Below are 14443 nucleotides of genomic sequence, written 5' to 3'. Positions count from 1 at the left end.
CGTCAAGAACGACTCCCTGCACCGGGCCCGCGCCGCGGGGTACACGCAGGCGCACACGGGCAACGACGCGGGCAACGGGCCGATGCTCGCGGTCAACCGGTGGTTCGGGTACGAGATCTGCGCGTCGGAGGTGCGGTATGTCCGCGAACTCGGCTGAGCCGGTGCGTTCGGTAAACGTCGTCCTGGTCAAGGCCGGGCGGACGAAGATCCGTTACGCGGCCGAGCTGCTGTCCGACGACGGCGCCCGCATCGCGGTGCGCGCGCCGTGGGCCGGTGCGGGCGTACGGGACTTCGGCTTCGTCCGGTTCGAGTCGGGCGACGTCTTCACGGAGTACTACTGGCGTGAGCGCTGGTACGCGGTCAAGGAGGTGCGCGACGCGACGGGCGCGTTGAAGGGCTGGTACTGCGACGTCACCCGTCCGGCCACGCTGACCGGCGCCGAACTGGTCGTGGAGGACCTCGACCTGGACCTGTGGCGCTCCGCCGACGGGACGGACGTACGGCGGCTGGACGAGGACGAGTTCGAGGAGAGCGGGCTGGCGCGGCGCGACCCGGCGGCGGCCGCCGCGGCGGCCGCCGCCCTGGACGAGCTGGAGGCGCTCGCCCGCGCCGACGGCGGCCTGGAGTCGCTGCTGGCGTGAGCGGCGCGCCTCGAGCGTCAGACCAGGGCCACCACCGCGTACCGCTCGTCTCTCACGGGCCCGCCCCACAGCCGCGCGTCCTGCGACAGCGGCTCCACGCGCACCCGGTCGGTCAGCGGGGCCAGCAGGGCGGTGAGGCGGTCCGCCGGTATGCCGACCGGATCGACGGTCCCCCACACACCCTCGACCAGCACGAGCCGCCCTCCGGGGCGCAGCAGACCGCGCCAGTGCCGCAGGACGCGCGCGGGGTCGGGCAGCGTCCACAGCACATGCCGGACGAGCAGGGCGTCGAAGCGCTCCTCCCCCACGGGCGGCGCCGCCGCGTCACCGACCAGGAACGCGGCGTCGCGGCCGGCGAGTTTGGCCCGGGCCAGGTCGACCATGGCCGGGGCCAGATCGACCCCCGTCACCCGGTGTCCCTGTTCGGCCGCGAGGAGCGACAGGCTGCCGGTGCCGCAGCCGAGGTCGAGCAGGTCGCAGCGGCGTTCCGGCAGCCAGCTGCGCAGCCGTCCGGCCCAGGCGGCGCGCACGTCGGGGTCGCGCAGACCGTGGTCGGGTTCCTCGTCGAAGGCGGCCGCCGAGGCGTTCCAGTCGACGCCCGGCGAAGTCGTTTCGTCACTCTTTTCACGCATGTGCCCAAGAGTGACACCTGCCACTGACACTCGAATCGTGACAGCCGCCACTGACAGACCGGGGGACGATGAGGAACTCTCCCCCAAAGGGTCTACCTCCGTGAGAACGCGGAACTCGGTAGATCCTCAAGGAGGCAGCCATGCGCCGCACGACCGTGCAGAAGCCCCTGAAGAAGACGGACTCCCGCCGGATCCGCGAAGAGACCGACGAACGGCCCGCCGGCCGCCCCGAGGTGCGCAAGGACATCGCCCGCACCTGGTGGCCCGACGGGTGACGGCCGCGAGCGCGGTGCGCGCGGCGCCGCCCCGCGCTCAGCTCAGCCGCTTGCGGTAGTGGAAGCGGTCGTAGGGGCCGTCCGCCCGCCGCCCCACGAGCTCGTAGCCGTACCGCGGGTAGATCCGCTGGTTCTCCCACATCATGACGTGCGTGTACAGCCTGACCTCGGACAGCCCCAGGGCACGGGCGTGTGCGTCCACGAAGTGCAGCAGCCGCCGCCCGACACCCCTGCCGCGGGCGTCGGGGTGGACGGCGATGCTGTCGAGGAACAGGTGGTCCTCGAACGCCTCGACCACCACGAGACCGGCCACCTGGCCACCGGCCACCTCGCCACCGGCCACCTCGCCACCGGCCGGGCCGCCGGTCACGAACACCTTCCCCGCGGCCACGTTCGCCGCGTGGTCCGCCTCCATGGGCCGCGGCACCAGTCCGATGCGCTCGATGTAGTGCGTGTACGCGGCGTCCGTCACGGCTTTCACGGCCGGGACGTCGGCCATCGTGGCGGGCCGGATCTCCTCGCTCGTCATGCGGTGAACGCTACCTACCTGATCCCTGTCTCAGCGCTTCCTTAAGGCGACCCTAAAGATCGCCGGCGAGGGCCTCCAGCAGGGATTTCCGCGGTTTCCTGGCCGGAGGCGACGGCGGCGGCCGGTGTCTCGCGAGGGGCGGCGCGGCCGTCCTGGCGCCGGGCGCGGCGCTGCCGTTCGCGTCGGTGCGCCGACGGGCGGCGGCCGACGGCCACGGCCGCTGCGGCGGCCGCACGACTCCGGGGCCTGACCGGCGGCTCAGGCCGGACAGGCCCCGGCGGAACGATCCTGCAGAGCGGACCCGGAGCGACCCGGAGCCGGCCCGCCGTCAGCTCAGCGCGGACGCACAGGTGGTGGCGGTGGCGTGGGCCGGGTCGAGGGCGTTGGCCACCTCGTGGAAGGCGATCCGGTCGAACAGGGCGATCGCCACGTGCTCGGAGAGGTCCAGCGGGCACAGGTCCTGCAGCAGGACGTTGCGCACTCCCGAACCGCTGAGGTACTGACTGCGCCAGGGAGTCGCCACCTCGTCGTACTGGGTGGCGATGACCGTGTAGCGGACGCCGGGGACGGTGTCGCCGCCGGCGTTGAGCTTGGCGAGGAACGCCGATCCCGGCATCTGGTCGGCGAGGCCGGGGGTGGCGGCCGTGATCAGGTCCTCGGCGCCCGGGAAGTACGGGAGGAGGTTGGTGAGTCCGCCGAGGGTGGCGCCGTGGTTGTCGGGGGCGAGGCCGACGAGCGCGCCGACCTTGGCGGCGCCGCCGAGGAACTTCAGGTAGTAGCGCGGCATCATGCCGCCCTGGGAGTGGCCGACGAGGTCGACCTCGGCCGCGCCGGTCGCGGCGAGCACCTTGTCGACGAAGACGGAGAGCTGCCCGGCCGACGCGTCGATGGGGCCGAGGCCGTGGAAGAGCGGGACGCCGGGCAGCTGGCCGTAGTCGACGGAGAAGACGCAGTATCCGCGGACCGTGAGGTAGGGGGCGAGGGCCAGCCAGTTGTCGACGGAGTTCCCGAGCGTGCCGTGCACGAGGACGACGGGGCGGGGGTGGGCGGCGGAGGGCTTGCAGCGGTAGTCGTTCCAGCCGCTCGCCGAGGCGGTGACGGCGGCGGTCTCGGCGGTGGTCTCGGCGGTGGTCCCGGTGGCGGATTCGGCGTGGGCGGCGGAGACGGCGGGGACGGTGACGGCCGCGGCGGCCAGCAGCAGGGCGGCGAGCGGTCGGAACACACGCTTCCAGGGCAGCATCGGGTGATCTCCTTGCGGATCAAGGGAGGTGCGATGGCCTTACGCCTGTGATCCGGATCACGAGGATGCTGTTCACTCGTCAAGTTACGGGCGAGTAAGTGAAGTGTGAAGTTACGCGTCAGTAAAAACTTCCAGTGATAGCCGCGGGCCGGCGCGGCCGCTGATAAGGGATCACCAGACGGGGCGAATGGGACCACTGGGGGCAATACGTGTCAATTGGGCGCGCAGGGCGCCCAGTTGCTCCTCGCCGAGCACGTCGGCCCAGGCCCGCACCGCCTCGGCGGCCGCCTCCTCCGCCGCCCGGGTGCACTCCCGGCCGCGCTCGGTGAGCACGATCAGCCGGGCGCGCGCGTCCCCGGGATGCGGCAGGCGCTCGACATACCCCTTGCGCACGAGCTCGTCGACGAGCTGGCTCGCCGCCTGCTTGGTGACTCCGAGATGGACGCCCAGCTCGGTGACCGTCGCACCGCCCCGGGCCAGCCGTGTGAAGGCGAAGCCATAGGAGGGCCGCCCCTCGAAGCCGCGGGCGACGACGCCGTCATTGATGCGCCGGGTGAGATCACCGGCGGCGGCGAGCAGGGCGGCGGACAGGGCGAGAGCTTCGGAAGTGTGCACGGCTGCATTGAAACACCCTTGACAACATGGTCAAGCAGCTTGACCATAGAGGAACTTAGTCAAGACGCTTGACCATTTCTGTATACAGGAGGCACCCATGCCCGTCGTCCGCTCCTCGGAGGCCGTCACCCACGAGATCCACGGCGCCCGCTTCGTCTCGTACGCCACTCCCCTCACCGGCAGCAAGGAGCTCTGCGCCTGGCGGGGCGAGATCCCCGCCGGGACCAAGGCGCCCGCGCACACCGTCAACCGGGAGGAGATCTTCCATCTGCTCGTCGGCGAGCTGGTCCTCACCCTCGACGGCCGCGCCGAGCGGATCCAGGCGGGCGACACGGTGATCGTCAACCCGGGGGCGACCCTGGCCGTCGAGAACCCGACCGATCACACCGCGCTCTCCTGGGTCACCACGTCCATCGGGCTGGAGGCGGAACTGGCCGACGGGACCCGGATCACTCCCCCGTGGGCCAACTGATCCCGCCGCCGCCCCTCACGCCGCCAGCGTTCCCGGCTTCACCGCACCCGGGCCGAACTTCGCCCGCACCCGGTCGGCGACCTCCTCGATCCGGCGGACCTTCTCGTCGACGGGGTCGAAGGTGAGCTGGTAGGAGGCCTGTTCGGCGGGACCGAGGGCCTCGGCGCGCAGGGCGACCGCGCGGACCCGGGCGCGCTGCAGACCGAGCGCCTCGTACAGCCCGTACGCCGCCCCGGTCAGCGCCGCCGAGTGCGCGGTCGGCTCCTTCAGGGTGCGGCTGCGGGTGGTGGAGGTGGGGGTCCCCCCGATCGAGCCCGGCCGAGAGCGGGGGAGGTCGGCGTAGCGCACGGTGAGGGTCAGGGTGCGGCACACCTTTCCCACGGCGCGCAGCCGGACGCCCAGTTCCCCGGCGGCCGAGAGCAGAGCCCGGCGGTGCCGGTCGGGGTCCAGCTCGTCGCGTTCGAAGGGGCGTTCCGCGGCCAGCGACCGCGACACGGAGTTCGGCACCACCCGGCCGCGGTCGACGCCGTTCGCCTTCTCGTGCAGCTCCCGGCCCCCTTTCGCGCCGACCAGGCGCTGGAGCGTGGACAAGGGGGCGGCGGCGACCCGGCCCAGGGTGTCGAGGCCGTACTCGCACAGGATGCGGGCGGTCGCCGCGCCGACCCCGGGCAGCGCGGTGACGGGCTGCCCGGCGAGGAACTCGCGCACCTCGCCCTCGGGGACCGCACGGGTCACCCCGGGCCGGGCGACCCGCAGCGCCATGCGGGCCGTCAGCGGGCCGGGGCCGGCGCCGATCACGCAGTCGACGCCGTGCAACGCGAGCGCCCGCACCCGGATCACCGACGCCAGCTCCACCGCGCTGCGCCCGAAGTACCGTTCGGCGCCCCGCAGATCGGCCAGCGCCCCGTCCGGCGGCAGCGCCTCGACGACCGGTGTGAACTCCTCCAGCAACCCGAGCAGCGCCGGCAGGGCGGCCTCGCGCGCCGGAGGAAGCTGGAAACGTACGCAGAGGATGGTCATCCCGCACTCCCCGGACTCTGGTGCCACAACTTCCTTCCCACCGCGGGCCCTTCGCCCGCGGGGCGCAGATCGGCCCAGGGGTGCATCTCGTACCCCGTGGGCATGCGGAGGCGACGCCGCTCCGTCGCGTCCTGGGCGGCCGAGCCCGCCGGCGCGGGCAGCCCCTCCGAACCGGCGAGCCGGCTGCGCGCCGGGCCTTCGCCGCCGTCGTCGTCGGCGGCGGCGCCCGCGTCGGGAGCGCCGCCCGGGGCGGCCAGCCGGGCCGCGACGCCTTCCAGCCCCTCATCCCGGCGCACCTCCAACAGGTCGGCGAGGTTCCAGGCCGCCGAGCCCACCACGCTGAGGCTGCGCGGGCCGCGCCGCTGCACCACCCCGCGCACCAGCAGCAGCCAGGAGTGGAAGACGGTGTGGGCGCAGGCGTCGTGGGAGTCCTCGAAGAAGGCCAGGTCGACCAGGCCGGTGCCGTCGTCCAGGGTGCTGAAGACGACCCGTTTGCCGGACCGGATCGGCGGGGTCTGGGTGGCCGCCTTGGCTCCCGCGACCAGCACGGTCTCCCCGTGCCGCGCCTCCCGCAGCCGCCGCGCCGAGACCACGCCCAGCTCGGCGAGGAAGTCGCCGTGATCGTCCATCAGATGGCGCGAGGCGTCCATGGACAGGACGCCCAGCTCGGCGCTGAGCCGCTCGGCGGAGGTCAGGTCGGGCAGCCCGGCCGGGGCGGTCTTCCGCCCGCCCGCCAGGGGGAGCTGACCGCCGCCCGCCCCGCGCCCGCCCCGGTGCAGCTCGGTCAGGTGCAGTTGCAGGTCACGGCGGTTGGCGCCGAAGGCGTCCAGCGCGCCGACCTGGGCGAGCCGCCCGGCCAGCGGCCGGCTCGGGCGCGCCCGCTCCCAGAAGTCCAGCAGCGAGGCGTACGGCTGCCCGTCCGCGATCCGTGCCGCCTCGGCCTCGCTGATGCCGTGCACGTCGGAGAGGGCGAGCCGCAGCCCCCAACGCCCCGCCGAGTCCGCCGAGTCCGCCGAATTCGCTGATTCCGTCAATGACGTCGATGACGTCGATGGCGTTGACGGCGTTGACGGCGTTGACGGCGTTGACGGCGTTGACGGCGTTGACGGCGTTGACGGCGTCGATTCAGACACCAGTTCGATACGGTGAGCGACGCCCGACCGGTTCACGTCCAGCGGCAGGATCGGCACCCCGCGCCGTCGCGCGTCCGCCAGCAGCAGCCGCTTGGGGTACATCCCGGGGTCGTGCGTGAGCAGTCCGGCGTAGAAGGCGGCCGGGTGGTGCGTCTTCAGCCACGCCGACTGGTACGTCGGGACGGCGAAGGCGACCGCGTGCGCCTTGCAGAAGCCGTAGGAGCCGAAGGCCTCGACGATCTCCCAGGTCCGCTGAATCGTTTCCGCGTTGTACCCCCGCTCCGCCGCGCGCTGCGCGAACCACACCTTGATCCGCCCCTGGGACTCCGGGTCGGACAGCCCGCGCCGCACCCGGTCCGCCTCGCCCCGCCCGCAGCCGGTCATGATCGCGACGATGTCGATGATCTGCTCGTGGAAGACGACGACGCCGTAGGTGTCCCGCAGCGGCTCCTCCAGATCCGGATGCGGGTACCGGACCGGCGCGCGCCCGTGCCGGGCCTCGATGAACGGCCGCACCATGTCGGCGGCGACCGGGCCGGGCCGGAAGAGGGAGATGTCGACGACCAGGTCCTGGAAGGCAGCCGGCTGCAACCGCCCCACCAGGTCCCGCTGGCCAGGCGACTCGATCTGGAAGCACCCGAGCGTCTCGGTGGAGCGGATGAGCCGGTACGTCGCCGGATCGCCCTCCTCGACCGCGTCCAGGTCGATCCGCTCCCCCGTCGCCCGCTCCACCTCCGCCACCGCGTACGCCATCGCCGACTGCATCCGCACGCCCAGCACGTCCAGCTTGAGCAGCCCGAGGTCCTCGACGTCGTCCTTGTCGAACTGGGCCATCGGGAACCCCTCGCCGCTGGTCGGCACGACCGGCGTGCGGGAGAGCAGGGAGGCGTCGGACAGGAGCACCCCGCACGGGTGCATGGCGACTCCGCGCGGGAGGGCGTCGAGGGCCTCGACCAGCTCCCACAGCCGTCCGTACCGCTCCTTCTCCCCCGCCAGCGCCCGGAGTTCGGGCAGCTCCGCGAGGGCCGCGCGGGCGTCCCGGGCCCGGATGTGCGGGAAGGACTTGGCGACGCGGTCGATCTCGGCCGGGTCCATGGACAGGGCCGCGCCGACGTCCCGGATCGCGTGCCGGACGCGGTACGTCTCCGGCATCGCGACCGTCGCCACCCGCTCGGCACCGAAGCGGCCGATGATCGCGCGGTAGACCTCCAGGCGGCGCGCGGACTCCACGTCGACGTCGATGTCGGGCAGCACGATCCGCTCCCGGGACAGGAAGCGCTCCATCAGCAGCCCGTGCTCCAGGGGGTCGGCGTGCGCGATGCCGAGGAGGTGGTTGACGAGGGAGCCCGCGCCCGAGCCGCGCGCGGCGACCCGGATGCCCATCTTGCGCACGTCGTCCACGACCTGAGCGACCGTCAGGAAATAGGAGGCGAATCCGTGGTGGGCGATGATGTCGAGCTCGTCGTGCATCCGCTCCCAGTACGGCCGCGCCTTCGCGGACCGGTCGTAGCCCCGCAGCACCATCCCCGCCGCCGCTCGTGAGGCCAGCGTCCGCTGGGCGGTGCGGCGGTCCGCGCCCACGAGACGCGGCTCGGGGAAGTGGACGGCGCCCATGCCCAGATCGTCCTCGGGGTCGACCAGGCACTCGGCGGCCGCGGCCCGGGTCTGCTCCAGCAGCCGGTGGGCGACGTCCCGCCGGAAGCCCGCGGCCTCCACGATGCGCTCCGCCGCCCCGAGCATGGCGTCCGCGCCCTTGAGCCAGGCCTCGCCCGAGTCGAGCTCCTTGGTCGGGTCGACGGGGACCAGCCGGCGGGCGGCGTCCAGGACGTCGGCGACCGGGCCCTGGCCGGGGTCGGCGTACCGGACGGCGTTGCTGAGCACGGGCCGGATCCGCTGTTCGGCGGCGAAGCCGACGGTGCGGGCGGCCAGCCGCAGGGAACCGGGACCGGTGCCGGTGCGCCCGTGCCAGACGGCTTCCAGGCGCAGGGCGTCGCCGTACGCCTCGCGCCAGGGGGCGAGGAGCCTCGCGGCCCGGTCGGGACGGCCCGCGGCGAGCGCGCGGCCGACGTCGGAGGCCGGGCCGAGCAGGACGGTCAGACCGTCGCCGTGGTTGCCGGCCCAGGGCAGCGACGGCAGGCCCGTGCCGTCCTCCGCGGGCGCGTGCGCCGTCGTGACCAGCCGGCACAGGTCGGCCCAGCCCCGGGCGCCGTCGCGGGCGAGGAAGGTAGCGCGGGGCGTCGACTCGTCGACGAAGGCGCCGCCGCGCACGGGGGTGCGGCGGCGGTCCCGCCGTACCGATGACGCGTCGCCCTGCCGACGCTCGGGCGGCGTGACCGCCAGGTCCACCCCGAACAGCGGGCGCACGCCCGCCTTCGCGCAGGCCTTGGCGAAGCGGACCGTGCCCGCGAGGGTGTCGCGGTCGGTGAGGGCGAGGGCGTCCATGCCCCGCTCCGAGGCGCGCTCGGCCAGCCGCTCCGGGTGCGAGGCCCCGTACCGCAGGGAGAACCCGGAGACGGTGTGCAGATGCGTGAACCCCTGCATCCGCACCTCCCGAATCGAACGAATCGAACATCAGTTCACTACTCTCCCACCCCCACCATAGACCAAATCCCGAACGTATGTACGACAGCCGTTCGGACGCCCCCCACCTGCGGAAACATCCCGCGCCCCGGACCGTGGGGACATGACGCAGAGCATCGGCGCGGACGCCCCCGGCGGTCCTTCCCGCGGCTCCTTCCTCGACGAGGTGAAGGACGCCGTCACCCCGCGGGCCACGCTGCTGGTCGTCGGCGTGGTCGTCCTCCATCTGCTGTTCATCGCCTCCTACGTGGGAGCGCTGCACGACCCCAGACCCAAGGACGTGCCCTTCGGGGTCGTCGCGCCCCAGGCCGTCGCCCGCCAGACGGTGGCCCGGCTGGAGAAGCTGCCCGGCGACCCCCTGGACCCGCGCGCCGTGGCCGACGCGGCGACGGCCCGTGAACAGATCCTCGACCGGAAGATCGACGGCGCCCTGGTCGTCGGCCCGGCCGGCGGCGACACCCTCCTGGTGGCCACCGGCGGCGGCAAGGTGCTGGCCGCCACCCTGGTGACGCTCACCACCGCCCTGGAGAAGTCCCAGACGCGCACCCTGCGGACCGTCGACGTGGTCCCGGCCGACAAGGAGGACGCCAACGGGCTGTCGTCCTTCTATCTGACCGTCGGCTGGTGCGTGGGCGGCTACCTCTGCGCCTCGATCATGGTCATCAGCTCGGGCGCCGGCCGCTCCACCCCGCGCCGCGCGGTGATCCGGCTGCTCGCCATGGCCGTCGTCGGGATCGTGGGCGGGCTCGGCGGCGCCCTGATCGTCGGGCCGGTCCTGGACGCCCTGCCGGGCAGCGTCGCAGCGTCGCGGCCTACCGGGGGCTCGGCGCGCTGATCGTCTTCGCGGTCGGCGCGGCCACGCTCGCCTTCCAGGGCGTCTTCGGGCTCGCCGGCATCGGGCTGGTCATCCTGCTCGTGGTGATCCTGGGCAACCCGAGCGCCGGCGGCGCCCTGCCGCCTCCGCTGCTCCCGCCGTTCTGGAAGGCGATCGGCCCGGCGCTGCCGCCCGGAGCGGGGACCTGGGCGGCGCGCTCGATCGCCTACTTCGAAGGCAACGACATGACCGCGTCCCTGCTGGTGCTGTCCGCGTGGGCGGCCGGAGGCGTCGTCGTCACCCTACTGGCCTCCGCCCTGCGGGCGCGCCGCGCGCAGGGCACGCCGTGACACGCGGCGGCGCGCAGGCGTGAGGTCCCGCCCCGGCGCGCGGGGCGGGACCTCCGGCGGCGGCCGCGCCGACCCGTCAGCCGATCCGCGCCCCCGTCGCCACGGGAAGCGGGAGTTCACCGCATGGCCGATGCTCGCCCGTGCGCCGGGGGTGCCGGAGTGACGCCGGCGGCGCCGGGGCACGGAACGGAGCGCAGAGGACGTCCGTCCAACACGGGACTTCCCCTCTCGTCCCACGGGCGACGGCCCGCGGGTGAGCCGCTTCCGGGTGAAAGGAGTGTCCGCCGTGGCTTCCCCCACCCCGCACGGCGTGCCGCAGGGCCTCGAAGCCTCCCCTGTGCCACCCGAACTGGCCAGGCTGCTGCGCGACGGGCTCGAAGCCGTCGCCGACGAGGTGGAGGAGGAGGTCCGCAGCCAGGTCCCGGAGTACGCGCGAGCGGCCGACGGGGCGTACCGCGCGCACCTCAGGGCCGGCGTCGTCCAGGCCCTCACGCTCTTCGTCGACCACATCGCCGACCCGCGCGGGCAGGGGGACGCGATCGCGGCGACCTACTACGAACTCGGCCGGGGCGAAGCCCTGGAGGGCCGCAGCCTGGACGCGCTCCAGTCCGCGCTGCGCGTCGGCGGACTGCGCGCCTGGCGGCTGATGGGCCGCACCGCCGAGGAGCTCGGGCTGGACTCCACGGTCGTGGCGGCCCTGGGCGAGCTGGCGTTCCGGACCGTCCACGAGGTGGCGGAGGCGGCCGCCGCCGGTTACACGCAGGCCCGGTCAGGCAGCACGGACGAGCTGGAGCGCCGCCGCGGGCGGTTGCTCGACCTGCTGCTCGGCGACGGCCCGGTGTCCCCGGAGGCCGTGCAGGACCTGGCGCACGGCGCGCGCTGGTCGGTGCCGCGGCACGTCGCGGTCGTCGTGCTGGCGGCCACGCCGGAACAGCGCGAGGAGGAGCGGCCGCCGGCGGCCGCCGGTGCGCTGGTGGACATGGAGTCCCGGCCGCCCCGGATGCTGGTGCCCGACCCGGACGGTTCCGGCCACATCGGCGGGCGGGCGTTGGCCCTCGCGCTGCGCGGCCGGCCGGCGGCGATCGGTCCCACGGTCCCGCTCGCCGAGGCCGCCCGGTCGCTGCACTGGGCCACCCGGGCGCTGGGGCTGATGGGCCGTGGGGTGCTGCCCCGGCAGGGCGTGGTGCGGTGCGCCGACCATCTGTCGACCCTGCTGCTGCACGGCGACGAGCCGCTGCTCGCCCAGCTGGAGTCGCGGGTCCTCGTGCCGCTCGACACGGTGTCCGAGGGACAGCGCCCCCGGCTCGCCGAGACGCTGCTGGCCTGGCTGCTGAGCGGCAGCAACGTGCCCGCCGTGGCCGCCCGGCTGCACGTGCACCCGCAGACGGTCCGCTACCGGCTGCGTCAGCTGGAGAAGCTGTTCGGCGACGCGCTGCACGAGCCCGCCACCCGGCTGGACCTCATCCTGGCCCTGCGCGCCGAGGAGCTGCGGAGCCCCCGCGACTGCGGCACATAGGTGGCGTCCGCACCGGCGGCGCACTTCCGGTATTCGTTCCACTCATATCGGCAACAAAAAACGCGGAGTTTCTGAATTCCCGTGCATAACAACTGGACAGGAAAAGCGAATACGTTCGGGACATCCTTTCCCCCAGGTGCTCGACAGCACCCCACCCGCAAAGGATCCCCATGCGTATTCGCTCGTGCCTGGCCGCGCTCTCCCTCCTCGGCGGGGTCGCGGCGGCCGGTCTCACCGCGCCCTCCGCATCGGCCGCCGCCTGCTCGGACATCGACGTCGTGGCCGCCCGCGGCACCTTCGAACCGGGCACGCTCGGCCTGATCGTCGGCGACCCCGTCTATTCCGCTCTGCAGCGGAAACTGACGGGTAAAAACCTCTCCAGCTACAGGGTGAACTACCCGGCGGACCTTTCCCTCACCTCGGCCGCGCAGGGCAACGCGGACGTGGTGAACCACGTCAAAAGCCAGGCAGCCGCCTGCCCGAACCAGCGGTTCGTCCTCGTCGGCTATTCGCAGGGCGCGAACGTGGTCGACAACTCCGTCGGCGTCAGCAGCGCCGGAGCGGTGGTCGGCAGCCCCATCGTCGCCACGATCCCCGCCGCTCTCGAACCGCGGGTGGCGGCGGTGCTGCTGTTCGGCAACCCGATCCGGGCCCTCGGCAGGAGCGTCACCGGCGTCTACCAGAGCCGCACCGTCGACTTCTGCGCCCACGGCGACCCCATCTGCGAGAGCGGCGGCGGCGACGTGCTGGCGCATCTCGGCTACACGGCGAACGCCGACGCGGCGGCCGTCTTCGCGGCGGGCAGGGTCTGACGCCTTCGCCCCGCAGAGGCCCTGAGCCTCGGTCCCGCACGGCGGAAGGGCCCGGGAGGAGATCCCCCGGGCCCTTCCGCCCGCGGGTACCGCCGGCGGGGTCGCTCGAGATCGGTGACGAGCCCGGTCGGGCAGTGCCCCGCTCGGTGGCCCCCGCGCGACGGTTCGCGTGCGGGGGCCCGGGACGAGCTAGAAGACGCTGACGCCGTAGGCGCTCAGCGCCTCCACCACCGGCTGGAAGAACGTGGTGCCGCCGGAGCTGCAGTTGCCGCTGCCGCCGGAGGTCAGGCCGTAGGCGACGCCGCTGGTCGAGTACAGCGGGCCGCCGGAGTCACCGCCCTCGGCGCAGACGGTGGTCTGGATCAGGCCGTAGACGACGTCGCCGCCGCCGTAGTTCACGGTCGCGTTCAGCGCGGTGACCCGGCCGCTGTGGATGCCGGTCGTCGAGCCGTCGCGGTAGACCGTGGCGCCGACGCTGGGCGTCCCCGCACTGGTGATGTCCGTGTTGCCCGCGGTGCCGGACTTGGTGACGGAGGTGTTGGTGTAGCGGACCAGCGCGTAGTCGTTGCCCGGGAAGCTGTAGCTGACGTTCGTGCCCAGGGTGGTCGACTGCCCGGAGTTGGAGTACCAGGTCGAGGCGACCTCGCCGCAGTGCCCGGCGGTGAGGAAGTAGTAGGTGCTGCCGCTGCGGACGTTGAAGCCGAGCGAGCAGCGGTAGCCGCCGCCGTAGATGGCGTCGCCGCCGGCGATGAGCTTGTTGAACTTGCCCGGGGTGTGCTTGATCGTGAGCGCGCCGGCGTTGCCGCCCGCCTGCTGCTTGATCTTCGCGATCTCGGAGTCGGAGACCGTGCTGTCGACGGTGACCACGAGTCGGTTGGTCCTGCTGTCGACCGCCCAGGCGGTGCCCGGGACGTCCGCCTTGAGCACCGAGGCTCCGGCGCTCTTGAGTTCGGAGGCGCTGTAGGTGGTGTTGTCCGCCGCGCTCGCGTGGGGGATGGCGACGGCGGCCGCGGCCACGAGTCCGGTGGCGACGGCGGTCAGCCGGGTCCGTCTCGAGATGCCGCTCATGGGGGTGGTGGGGGTGGTGCGCTTGATCCTCACGTTTCGTTCCCTCCTGGGGGAAGTCGGGGGCCCGTCGTGTGGGGTCGGGGCCCGTGAGGCGCAGCCAGAGCCGACGTTCGTCCGGATTCCGGACACGCCGTGACCCTGACAAGCGCTGAGGGGGAGTATTCGGCCGAACGGCCGGTAGGCGCAAGGGCGCCTTTCGGCCGTAGACCAGTGAACGAACTGCGTGAGTCGATCCCTCTTGCAGCCCTCTTGCCCCAGCTCAGACCGGGTTGCGCTCCTTCTCCTCGACCGCCACCTCCCATGTCTTCCCGGGCGGGACGACGGACGGACCGAAGTAGGGGCAATGGCGCACGGAGGCAGTACGGCCGCATCGAGGACCACCGCCGTGCGTCCGTACGCGCCTGGTGCGCCGGGGTGCGGGGAACCCGACGCGTCAACCGGCCGCCCTGCCGGTGACGTCGGCGAACGCCGCCCCCCGGCAGACCGTCCCCCGCGGTCTCCTCCGTAGGGGACGCCGCGTCAGGGCGCGGACCGGCGCGCGTCGCAGGCGACGCCGTCATCGCCGTCGGCCCGTCGACGCCGTGCCGGGGGGTGCCGCGCAGTCCCGGTCGACGACACACGTCACCGAGGCGACGGCACACCGCACCGAGGCGTTCTCGCGGACCGGTGCGAGCAGTTGCCGTACGCCGTCCCCGCCCTGACCCGCGGCTGCCGCCCGCGGGCCGGCCCCGGACGGGCGCCCCTCC

General features: G+C 73.5%; 14 protein-coding genes and 1 pseudogene. 8 read left to right on the top strand and 7 right to left on the bottom strand.

The features are described from left to right. Together Sri02f_RS43335 and Sri02f_RS37300 are read left to right on the top strand one after the other, a co-directional pair. Positions 1–157 (top strand): annotated as a pseudogene (locus Sri02f_RS43335) (GNAT family N-acetyltransferase); the annotation flags it as partial. Beyond that, positions 138–641: a ribonuclease FAU-1 family protein gene (locus Sri02f_RS37300; RefSeq protein ID WP_109005751.1), complete on the top strand. Its 504-nt coding sequence runs from the start codon at positions 138–140 to the stop codon at positions 639–641. The pseudogene Sri02f_RS43335 and the gene Sri02f_RS37300, both read left to right, overlap by 20 nt. 17 nt (positions 642–658) lie before the next feature. Here Sri02f_RS37300 and Sri02f_RS37295 read toward each other — a convergent pair whose 3' ends face one another. After that, positions 659–1273 (bottom strand): class I SAM-dependent methyltransferase, encoded by a 615-nt coding sequence (locus tag Sri02f_RS37295; RefSeq protein ID WP_109005750.1) that lies wholly within the window; start codon positions 1271–1273, stop codon positions 659–661. Between the two features lie 140 nt (positions 1274–1413). On the opposite strand from Sri02f_RS37295, the gene Sri02f_RS43735 reads away from it, so the two are divergent. After that, positions 1414–1548: a hypothetical protein gene (locus tag Sri02f_RS43735; RefSeq protein ID WP_107450899.1), complete on the top strand. Its 135-nt coding sequence runs from the start codon at positions 1414–1416 to the stop codon at positions 1546–1548. Positions 1549–1585: 37 nt separating this feature from the next. Here Sri02f_RS43735 and Sri02f_RS37285 read toward each other — a convergent pair whose 3' ends face one another. The 3 genes from Sri02f_RS37285 to Sri02f_RS37270 form a co-directional block, all read right to left on the bottom strand. Further along, positions 1586–2077, bottom strand: a complete 492-nt coding sequence (locus Sri02f_RS37285) for a GNAT family N-acetyltransferase (RefSeq protein WP_109005749.1) — start codon at positions 2075–2077, stop codon at positions 1586–1588. A gap of 328 nt (positions 2078–2405) precedes the next feature. After that, positions 2406–3317 (bottom strand): esterase/lipase family protein, encoded by a 912-nt coding sequence (locus tag Sri02f_RS37275; RefSeq protein WP_109005748.1) that lies wholly within the window; start codon positions 3315–3317, stop codon positions 2406–2408. A gap of 171 nt (positions 3318–3488) precedes the next feature. Beyond that, a complete protein-coding gene (locus Sri02f_RS37270) occupies positions 3489–3932 on the bottom strand; it encodes a MarR family winged helix-turn-helix transcriptional regulator (protein ID WP_109005747.1) in 444 nt (147 codons plus the stop codon). A 97-nt stretch (positions 3933–4029) separates the two neighbouring features. Here Sri02f_RS37270 and Sri02f_RS37265 point away from each other — a divergent pair, with 97 nt between their 5' ends. Beyond that, complete coding sequence (locus Sri02f_RS37265; protein ID WP_109005746.1) at positions 4030–4404, top strand: cupin domain-containing protein; 375 nt, start codon at positions 4030–4032, stop codon at positions 4402–4404. Between the two features lie 15 nt (positions 4405–4419). Here Sri02f_RS37265 and Sri02f_RS37260 read toward each other — a convergent pair whose 3' ends face one another. Both Sri02f_RS37260 and Sri02f_RS37255 read right to left on the bottom strand, forming a co-directional pair. After that, positions 4420–5424 (bottom strand): DNA polymerase Y family protein, encoded by a 1005-nt coding sequence (locus Sri02f_RS37260; RefSeq protein ID WP_109005745.1) that lies wholly within the window; start codon positions 5422–5424, stop codon positions 4420–4422. Next, on the bottom strand, positions 5421–9098 hold the full coding sequence (locus Sri02f_RS37255; RefSeq protein WP_109005744.1) for a DNA polymerase III subunit alpha: 3678 nt from the start codon (positions 9096–9098) through the stop codon (positions 5421–5423). Before Sri02f_RS37255 ends, Sri02f_RS37260 begins: the two co-directional genes overlap by 4 nt. Positions 9099–9240: 142 nt before the next feature. On the opposite strand from Sri02f_RS37255, the gene Sri02f_RS37250 reads away from it, so the two are divergent. The 4 genes from Sri02f_RS37250 (at position 9241) to Sri02f_RS37240 (ending at position 12629) form a co-directional block, all read left to right on the top strand. Then, complete coding sequence (locus tag Sri02f_RS37250) at positions 9241–9972, top strand: hypothetical protein (RefSeq protein ID WP_373865164.1); 732 nt, start codon at positions 9241–9243, stop codon at positions 9970–9972. An 83-nt stretch (positions 9973–10055) separates the two neighbouring features. After that, on the top strand, positions 10056–10301 hold the full coding sequence (locus tag Sri02f_RS44270; protein ID WP_373865163.1) for a hypothetical protein: 246 nt from the start codon (positions 10056–10058) through the stop codon (positions 10299–10301). Between the two features lie 286 nt (positions 10302–10587). After that, positions 10588–11817 (top strand): PucR family transcriptional regulator, encoded by a 1230-nt coding sequence (locus Sri02f_RS37245; RefSeq protein ID WP_109005743.1) that lies wholly within the window; start codon positions 10588–10590, stop codon positions 11815–11817. 170 nt (positions 11818–11987) lie between these two features. Beyond that, positions 11988–12629 carry a cutinase family protein gene (locus Sri02f_RS37240; protein WP_109005742.1) on the top strand — a complete coding sequence of 214 codons (642 nt, stop codon included), beginning with the start codon at positions 11988–11990 and terminating at the stop codon, positions 12627–12629. A 189-nt stretch (positions 12630–12818) separates the two neighbouring features. Here the strand turns inward: Sri02f_RS37240 and Sri02f_RS37235 are convergent, their stop codons facing one another. Next, positions 12819–13730 (bottom strand): S1 family peptidase, encoded by a 912-nt coding sequence (locus Sri02f_RS37235; RefSeq protein ID WP_109005741.1) that lies wholly within the window; start codon positions 13728–13730, stop codon positions 12819–12821. Positions 13731–14443 lie beyond the last annotated feature (713 nt).

The sequence above is a fragment of the Streptomyces rishiriensis genome, from assembly GCF_003112535.1.
Lineage (GTDB): Bacteria > Actinomycetota > Actinomycetes > Streptomycetales > Streptomycetaceae > Streptomyces > Streptomyces rishiriensis.
Note: the sequence above shows the minus strand (reverse complement) of the source record. Positions and strands in the feature narration are given on the sequence as shown.

Bases quoted from the DNA above. Each gene is read 5' to 3' on its own strand.
- Sri02f_RS37295 (WP_109005750.1), bottom strand. From the start codon at position 1,273: ATGCGTGAAAAGAGTGACGAAACGACTTCGCCGGGCGTCGACTGGAAC.
- Sri02f_RS37300 (WP_109005751.1), top strand. From the start codon at position 138: ATGTCCGCGAACTCGGCTGAGCCGGTGCGTTCGGTAAACGTCGTCCTG.
- Sri02f_RS37250 (WP_373865164.1), top strand. From the start codon at position 9,241: ATGACGCAGAGCATCGGCGCGGACGCCCCCGGCGGTCCTTCCCGCGGC.
- Sri02f_RS37255 (WP_109005744.1), bottom strand. From the start codon at position 9,098: ATGCAGGGGTTCACGCATCTGCACACCGTCTCCGGGTTCTCCCTGCGG.
- Sri02f_RS37240 (WP_109005742.1), top strand. From the start codon at position 11,988: ATGCGTATTCGCTCGTGCCTGGCCGCGCTCTCCCTCCTCGGCGGGGTC.
- Sri02f_RS37275 (WP_109005748.1), bottom strand. From the start codon at position 3,317: ATGCTGCCCTGGAAGCGTGTGTTCCGACCGCTCGCCGCCCTGCTGCTG.
- Sri02f_RS37260 (WP_109005745.1), bottom strand. From the start codon at position 5,424: ATGACCATCCTCTGCGTACGTTTCCAGCTTCCTCCGGCGCGCGAGGCC.
- Sri02f_RS43735 (WP_107450899.1), top strand. From the start codon at position 1,414: ATGCGCCGCACGACCGTGCAGAAGCCCCTGAAGAAGACGGACTCCCGC.
- Sri02f_RS37285 (WP_109005749.1), bottom strand. From the start codon at position 2,077: ATGACGAGCGAGGAGATCCGGCCCGCCACGATGGCCGACGTCCCGGCC.
- Sri02f_RS37265 (WP_109005746.1), top strand. From the start codon at position 4,030: ATGCCCGTCGTCCGCTCCTCGGAGGCCGTCACCCACGAGATCCACGGC.